The sequence below is a fragment of the Protofrankia sp. CiP1_Cm_nod3 genome (assembly GCF_982290655.1).
Genome location: NZ_CEVIVD010000165.1, coordinates 2,773 through 10,430, shown reverse-complemented (window position 1 = coordinate 10,430; position 7,658 = coordinate 2,773). Strand labels below are relative to the sequence as shown.

The following is a 7,658-nucleotide window of genomic DNA, read 5'->3' as shown; positions in this document are numbered from 1 at the left end:
CGGTGAGGGCGCCGGCAGTGGTCAGGGCCAGCGGGAGGGGGCCGGCGCGGGCGGTGTCGCCCGGGCCGTTCGGGCGTGGGTCCGGCGCCAGGGCCGGGACCACCAGCCAGCAGTAGAACGGCAGCCAGGAGTGCTCCGGCGCCGTGGCGGCAAGCCCCGTCAGCATGCCGAAGAGAATCGCGGGGACCGCGCCGACCAGGAACGGCCAGCCGGGCGTGAGCCGGATCCGCCGGGCCGCCCGGATGATCACCGGCCCGCACGCGACCAGCACGACCGCCAACCCCACCGGCAGCCGGGCGAGCGGCTCCGGAAGTGTCGCCGCGCCGGCCAGGCCGGCCTGCGCGGCCGTGTGGGCGGCCTGCGCGCGGGCCGCGGCCAGCCCGTCCGGCCAGGAGAACCCCCACAGCGACAGCAGCGACAGCGGCACCAGGAAACAGCCACCGGTGATCACGTTGAGCAGCGGCCGGCGGCGGACGAAGTACGCCGCGACGACCGTCGCGCCAAGCCAGGGCATCGCGTAGTCGAACAGCGTGGCCACGCCGAGGAGCAGGCCGCACGCCGCCGCCCACCACAGCCGCCGTCCCGGCTCGGAGCCGACGACCCCGAGCGTGACGAACGCGGCGCCGAGGGCCGCGGTCACCGCGTCCACCGACGCGGCCGTCCACAGCGCCCAGGGCGCCAGCAGCAGAACCGGGACGAGACGGCGGGCGGCGGTCTCATGGCACAGCGACCGGACCGCGACCGCCACCAGCGGGACCGTGGCCGCGCCCAGCGCCGTCAGGACGGCACCGAGGGCGATCGGCGTGGTGATCCCCAGCTGGGCGAGCAGCCACACCAGCAGCGTCGGCCCCGGGGGGTGGGCCCGCGCGCCGTAGCCGCCGGCACCGGTGTGCTCGGTGAACGTCCGCAGCAGGGCCGTCAGGCCGGCGTCGGCGGCGGCCGGCCCGTCCGGCAGGTGCCCGTCGCTGGCCGTGGACGCACCGACCGCGAGCGCGCCGGCCAGGCCCGGGTGGGCAGTGCCCACCGCCAGCGCCCCCGGGTGGGCACTGCCCACCGCCAGCGCCACGGCCCAGCCCAACGCGGCCACATAGCTGGCAATGAGGAGCGGGACCCACCGCAGCCAGGTGTGGACGCCGCGCCAGGCCGCGACAGCGACCACGGCCGCCACCGCCGGGGCGGACAGGGACGCCGGGGAGACGCCGGGGCGCCGGCCCGCGGTGAACGGCAGCCCGCCGGACATGGCCGGCAGCGGGTTCCATCCCTGGCCGGCGGTGGCACGCGCCAGCGCGGCCAGCCCCAGGCAGCCGGCGATCGTGACGATCCACAGCGCGATTTCCGCGGGCTGGGCGGAATCGCCACCGGAGGACGGCCGGTTCCGCATGCGCTCCCGCATACCCGGCCGTCCGTTTTCACCCGTCCCGCTGCCCGACGGCGCGGCGGTGATCGGAACGTCGGCCACCTTCAGCGTGGCCCGGGGACGCGGGCCGGACAGGGCGTGGGAAAGAAACGGTCATATCGTTGCCGGCCCGCCGGGCGGATCCCGGTTGACGGGGGACGAACGGGTGGCGCGGAAGTGGCGCGCCGCCCGGTGCCGGTGCCGGCCGGAGGCATTTCCGGCGGCGGGCATGCCGACTGGTGAGCCCGGTCCTCCGGCGTGATGACCACATATGCACCGTAACCAGGGTGGCGGCATGCTGTTCGAGCGGCGCGCGAGAGGCTCGTCGATGCCACTGGCGCCGTTCGGCGGACGCCGTTCAGCGGGTGTGGCGTCCGGCGGTGCCGGTGCCACTTCGCCACCGCGCCATCGTCCGTGCCATCGCCCGCGTCACCGTAGCGCCAGCGCCGCGCCACCGTCACGCTGCTGGTTCGTCGCTGGTCCGGGGCGCTGCCCGACGTTACGCGCCAAAGTTTCCGTCGAGCCTGGTAGTGGCAAGAGAGTGTGGACGTTGTCATGATGTTGGTATAAGCACGGCTTCTCTCCGTCGTGTCGGGAAATGAGTCGGATCCGGTGCGTGGTCGTTGTTGTTCTTGTGGTGAGTGGATGGGAAAGACTTGACAGATCCGCCTGGGGGGATCGAGCTTGCGAGGAGATCGTGTGATGGATCACATGCGCTTCGAGTGGCGCGTTCACCGCAACTGAGTGAAGATCGGTTCGCAGATCATCTATCACGGAGGGGGCCACATTGGCCGAGCTTAGGAAAGGAACCCGGATCACCGGCGCGGAGCGCGACAAGCTTGCATCAGAGCTTCGGAAGAAGTACGAGGCAGGGCAGAGCATCCGTCTTCTCGCCGAGTCGTCGGGCCGTTCGTACGGGTTCGTTCACCGCATCCTCTCGGAGTCCGGCACGACCCTGCGGGGTCGTGGCGGCGCCACCCGGGGCAGCAAGAAGAAGAGCGCCTGATCATGTCGGTGCCGGCCGTCGCCGACCAGGCGGCGGTCGGTCTGGCGCTGACGATCGACGGTCCGAGGGCGACCATCGCCGTCGATCGTCAGGACCACGCCACCGTGCGTGTGCCAACTGGGCACGCGTCAACTGGGCACGCGTCAACTGAGCACGCGTCAACTGAGCACGCGTCAACTGAGCACGCGTCAACTGAGCGCCAGCCAACTGTGCGCGAACCGCACGAGCCAACCGTGCGTGAACCAGTCGCGCGCGAACCGGCTGGGCGCGTGCCCAGCCCGTCCGCCGCGTTGTCCACCGTGCTGGCCGGTATCGGGCGCTCCCTGCCCGGCAGCGTCCGGCTGGTGATTCTTCGGATCACTGGCGGCTCGTCGCCGTCCAGCGGTGGCCACCGCGCGGCGGCCGGGGAGCGGCCATCTGATGATCAACCGGCTGGCGGCCGGACGAGCGGGGAGCGGCCGGCCCACGGCGGGCCCGCGGGCCGGCCGTCCGACGCTGGGGTGGCCGCGCGACGGCCGGCCACGGGCGACCTGACGTCCCGCGACACCGCGTCCCGCGACACCGCGTGTCACGATATGGCGCGTCACGACTTGAGGTGCCTCGACGCGGCGCCCCGCGACACGGGGACGGCCGCCGGATGGCAGGCCGCGCTCGGCTGGTTGTCGCGCCCTGACCTGTTCAGCGTCGCGGTCGTCAGCGGGTACGCCGTCGACGCCCTGCATCTCGCGCTCGCCTGCGATCTGCGGATCGCCTGTGACGACGCGTACCTGTCCTTCGGCGGCCTGCGTCATGGCGGTGTTCCGGCGCTGGGGGTTTCCCGGGCGTTGGTCGACCTGGTCGGCTACAGCCGCGCGCTGGACCTGTGCGTGACCGGACGTATGCTCTCCGGCGCACAGGCGCAGGCGGTGGGGCTGGTGGACCGGCTGGCCGCCCCCGCCGAACTCGACCGGGCCGTGGAGGAACTGGCCGCCGCCCTGCTCGCGGCCCCTCGCGAGACGGCCGTCGAGGTCAAGGCGTTGCTGTTGCGCGGACGCGAGCTTTCCGTGGCGGATCAGCTACGTGCGGAGCGCGACGCCCAGGTGCGCTGCTCGTCGGCACCGGCCGGGGCAGCCGGCTGACGCGTCCGGCCGAGGCCGTGACGGGAACGATCCTCGTCTGCTTTCGCTTACAGTGTTGCGATGTAAGCATGAGCAGAATGTGGGGGTCCACCGATGAGATTCGCCGAGGACGGGCCGCGCGTCAGCACGCGGGCCTTCCAGCGTGACCGCTCGGTCGTCCACCAGAAGCTGCGGCCGGGCACCCTGCGCCGGATCGTCGGGTTCGCGCGTCCCTACCGGAGGATGCTCGTCGGCTTCCTCATCCTGATCGTCATCAGCGCCGCGCTCGGCGCGACGACCCCGCTGGTCTACAAGGCGATCATCGACGAGGGCATCGTCCCCGGCCGGGTGGGCGTCGTGGAGGCGCTGGCCGTGCTGGTCGGGCTCATCGCCGTCGTCGACGCGCTGCTGGCCCTCGCGCAACGGTGGTTCTCCGCCCGCATCGGCGAAGGGCTGATCTTCGACATGCGGGCCAGGCTGTTCGACCACGTCCAGCGCCAGCCGCTGGCGTTCTTCACCCGGACCCAGACCGGTGCCCTGATCTCCCGGCTGAACAACGATGTCCTCGGCGCCCAGTCGGCCTTCACCGGGACGCTGTCCTCGGTCCTGTCCAACATCGTCTCGGTTGGCTTCGTCCTCGCCGCGATGATCGTGCTGTCCTGGCAGATCACGGTCGTCTCGCTGTTGCTGCTGCCGGTCTTCGTCGTCCCGGCGCGGCTGCTCGGGCCGAAGCTGGCCGCGCTCACCCGGGAGAGCTACGGGCTCAACGCCGAGATGAACACGGTGATGACCGAACGGTTCAACGTCTCCGGGGCGATGCTCGCCAAGCTCTACGGCCACCCGGCCCGGGAGAACGACGGCTTCACGGCCAGGGCCGCCCGGGTCCGTGACATCGGCGTCACCCAGGCCATGTACGGCCGGATCTTCTTCGTCTCGCTGACCCTGGTCGCCTCCCTGGCGACCGCGATCGTCTACGGCGTGGGCGGGCGGTTCGCCGCCGAGGGCACGCTTCAGGTCGGCACCGTCGTCGCGCTGACCTCGTACCTGTCGCGGCTCTACGGCCCGCTGACCCAGCTGTCGAACGTCAACGTCGATGTGATGACCGCGCTGGTCTCCTTCGAGCGGGTCTTCGAGGTGCTCGACCTCACCCCGGCGATCGCCGACCGGCCGGGCGCGGCCGACCTGCCGCCCGGCGCGGCCACGGTCGAGTTCGACGACGTCGGCTTCCGTTACCCGGCCGCGGACGAGGTGTCGCTGGCCTCCCTGGAGTCGGTGGCGGTGCTCGACCACCGGCCGTCCGAGACCGTCCTGCACCAGGTGTCGTTCCGGGTGGCGCCCGGGGAGATGGTCGCGCTGGTCGGGCCGTCCGGAGCCGGCAAGACGACGATCAGCCAGCTGGTGCCCCGGATGTACGACGCGGTCAGCGGCACCGTCCGGGTCGGCGGCCACGACGTGAGGGAGCTCACCCTGCGGTCGCTGCGGGACGCCGTGGGCGTCGTCACCCAGGACGCGCACCTCTTCCACGACACCATCCGGGCGAACCTCACCTACGCCCGGCCGGCGGCCACGCCCGAGCAGATGTGGGCGGCCATGGACGCCGCCCAGATCGGCGACGTCGTGCGAGCGCTGCCCGACGGCCTCGACACGGTCGTCGGCGACCGCGGCTACCGGCTCTCCGGTGGGGAGAAGCAGCGCCTCGCCATCGCCCGGCTGCTGCTCAAGGAGCCGTCGATCGTCGTCCTGGACGAGGCCACCGCCCATCTCGACAGCGAGTCCGAAGCCGCCGTCCAGCAGGCTCTGGCCACCGCGCTGGCCGGCCGGACGTCACTCGTGATCGCCCACCGGCTGTCGACCGTCCGGGACGCCGACCGGATTCTCGTCATCGAGGACGGCCGGCTGGTCGACAGCGGCCGGCACGACGAGCTGCTGGCCCGCGGCGGCCTGTACGCCGAGCTGTACCGCACCCAGTTCGCCACCCAGGACGTGGCCCGCCACAGCGAGACCAGCTCCGATGCGGCCAGTTCCGAGGAACGCCGGATGGTGACCGTCCGGTCACCGTAGTCGGGGGTGTCGGCCGGGATGGCTGGTAGGAGGCATGCGCTGCTGCCGGAGCCCGCACCCACGTCCCACAGGGGCATCAGCTGGGATGGCTTGGTAGGTATGGCTGGCAGGTGAAGCCGGCCGGGCTGCCCGCACAGGTCCTCCGGCCCGCCGTCCAGGGCCGTTCGGCACGCCTGCCCGGGCGGCGGCCGGGTGCCGGCCGCGTGCCGGTTCGTACAGGCTGTGTTCGTCCAGCTGTCAGCCGGTATCCTCGTGGCACTTGTTAAGTTACTGTCCGTGCTCGTCTCTGCTTCCCCGCCCGGCGGGGCGCGACGGCGATGCCACCGGCGGGACGGCGATGAGCCGCCGGGCTCCCCTCCGCCGCCCGCCCACCGTGAGCTGGGAACTCCCCGGCTCGGCCCGGCCGGCCCCACCGTCCGTGACGGCCGTGACGGCCGTGGGCGGGCCCGCCCGGCCGGCACACCCGCCTCCCGCGGCGGCGCGGGGCGGGTGTGCCGGTACGCCCACCTGTGCGCATGGCGTCCCCGGTAAACGGAATAGGGCCTTTTTCCCGCGGATGGAAAACTTTCCGGGTGTCGGCCAGCGGATAGTGGGGGCGGTGTACGGACCACCGGAGTCATTTCCTAGGCTTGTCTCGTGTCTCGCCGCGCGAAAATTGTATGCACACTTGGTCCGGCCACCAGCTCGCCCGAGAAGATTCGGGAGCTGGTCGAGGCCGGCATGGACATCGCCCGTCTCAACCTCTCCCATGGGTCCCATGAGCAGCATGCGCAGACCTACCAACAGATCCGGGCCGCCTCCGACGCGGTCGGACGTAGTGTCGGCATCCTCATCGACCTGCAGGGCCCCAAGATCAGGCTTGGGAAGTTCGCCTCCGGCCCGGTCACCCTGGCCCCCGGCGACCGGTTCACGATCACGACCGACGACATCCTCGGCGACCAGCACCGGGTCGGGACGACCTTCTCCGGGCTGACCTCCGATGTCACCGCGGGCGACCGGATCCTCGTCGACGACGGCCGGCTGGTGCTCGAGGTCGTCGAGGTCGCCGGCTCCGACGTCCACACCACGGTCATCGTCGGTGGCCCGGTCAGCAACCACAAGGGGATGAACATCCCGGGCGCGGCCCTCGGCGTGCCCGCCCTGACCGACAAGGACGCCAAGGACCTCCGCTTCGGGCTCGGGCTGCCCGCCGACATGATCGCCCTGTCCTTCGTCCGCTCGGCCGCCGACGTCGAGAAGGTCCGGGCGGTGATGGACGAGGCCGGGGTGCGCCTGCCCGTCCTGGCCAAGATCGAGAAGCCGCAGGCCGTCGACCAGCTCGAAGAGATCGTCGAGGCGTTCGACGGTCTGATGATCGCCCGGGGTGACCTGGGGGTGGAGCTGCCGTTGCAGGTCGTGCCACTGGTCCAGAAGCGTGGCGTGTCCTGGGCACGCGAACGCGCGAAGCCGGTGATCGTGGCCACCCAGGTGCTGGAATCGATGGTGCATGCGCCCCGGCCCACCCGGGCCGAGGCCAGCGACTGCGCCAACGCGGTCCTCGACGGCGCCGACGCGATCATGCTGTCGGCCGAGACCAGCGTCGGTGAATACCCGGTCGAAGCCGTGTCCACGATGGCCCGGATCATCGAGACGGCCGAAACGGACCTGGGCCGGCTCCCACCGCTGCGTACCCGTCCGCGTACCGTCGGTGGTGCGTTGGCGGAGGCCGCCGCCAACGTCGGCAATGTCATGGGCGCCCGCTACCTGGTGGCCTTCAGCCAGAGCGGGGACACCGCCCGCCGGCTCGCCCGCTACCGCAGCCCCATCCCGCTGCTGGCCTTCACCCCGGTGCCCGCCGTCCGCAGCCAGCTCGCGCTGCTGTGGGGCGTCGAGACCTTCCTGGTCCCGTACGCGCACAGCACCGACGAGATGGTGCGACAGGTCGACAGCGCGCTGCTGCAGCTGGAGCGCTGCAAGCCCGGCGAACTGGTGGTCGTCGTGGCCGGCACCCCCCCCGGCGTGGCCGGTATGACCAACACCATCCGAGTGCACCGGATCGGGGAGGAGGTCTGACCCCAAATTGTGGCTTCGCCACAATTTGGGGGCCCCTGACGTGGTT

At 71.9% G+C, this 7,658-nt stretch carries 6 protein-coding genes; 4 read left to right on the top strand and 2 right to left on the bottom strand.

Annotated elements, in window-relative coordinates:
• The coding region (locus tag AC5LUJ_RS21160; RefSeq protein ID WP_493465588.1) for a hypothetical protein at positions 1 to 1,393 on the bottom strand (1,393 nt) is incomplete at its 3' end.
• Between the two features lie 790 nt (positions 1,394 to 2,183).
• Between AC5LUJ_RS21160 and AC5LUJ_RS21155 the strand changes: the two genes are divergently transcribed.
• Positions 2,184 to 2,402, top strand: a complete 219-nt coding sequence (locus AC5LUJ_RS21155; protein ID WP_013873150.1) for a helix-turn-helix domain-containing protein — start codon at positions 2,184 to 2,186, stop codon at positions 2,400 to 2,402.
• On the opposite strand, the gene AC5LUJ_RS21150 is transcribed toward AC5LUJ_RS21155, so the two are convergent.
• On the bottom strand, positions 2,403 to 2,609 hold the full coding sequence (locus AC5LUJ_RS21150; protein WP_445548651.1) for a pentapeptide repeat-containing protein: 207 nt from the start codon (positions 2,607 to 2,609) through the stop codon (positions 2,403 to 2,405).
• A gap of 26 nt (positions 2,610 to 2,635) precedes the next feature.
• On the opposite strand from AC5LUJ_RS21150, the gene AC5LUJ_RS21145 reads away from it, so the two are divergent.
• The 3 genes from AC5LUJ_RS21145 (at position 2,636) to pyk (ending at position 7,612) form a co-directional block, all read left to right on the top strand.
• Entirely contained in the window at positions 2,636 to 3,520 is an 885-nt protein-coding gene (locus AC5LUJ_RS21145) for an enoyl-CoA hydratase/isomerase family protein (RefSeq protein ID WP_493465587.1), read from the top strand.
• A 93-nt stretch (positions 3,521 to 3,613) separates the two neighbouring features.
• Positions 3,614 to 5,560, top strand: coding sequence for an ABC transporter ATP-binding protein (locus AC5LUJ_RS21140; RefSeq protein ID WP_493465586.1), 1,947 nt, complete (start codon positions 3,614 to 3,616; stop codon positions 5,558 to 5,560).
• Positions 5,561 to 6,196: 636 nt separating this feature from the next.
• Entirely contained in the window at positions 6,197 to 7,612 is a 1,416-nt protein-coding gene (pyk, locus tag AC5LUJ_RS21135) for a pyruvate kinase (protein WP_250282663.1), read from the top strand.
• The last annotated feature ends 46 nt before the right edge of the window (positions 7,613 to 7,658 follow it).

Bases quoted from the DNA above. Each gene is read 5' to 3' on its own strand.
- AC5LUJ_RS21140 (WP_493465586.1), top strand. From the start codon at position 3,614: ATGAGATTCGCCGAGGACGGGCCGCGCGTCAGCACGCGGGCCTTCCAG.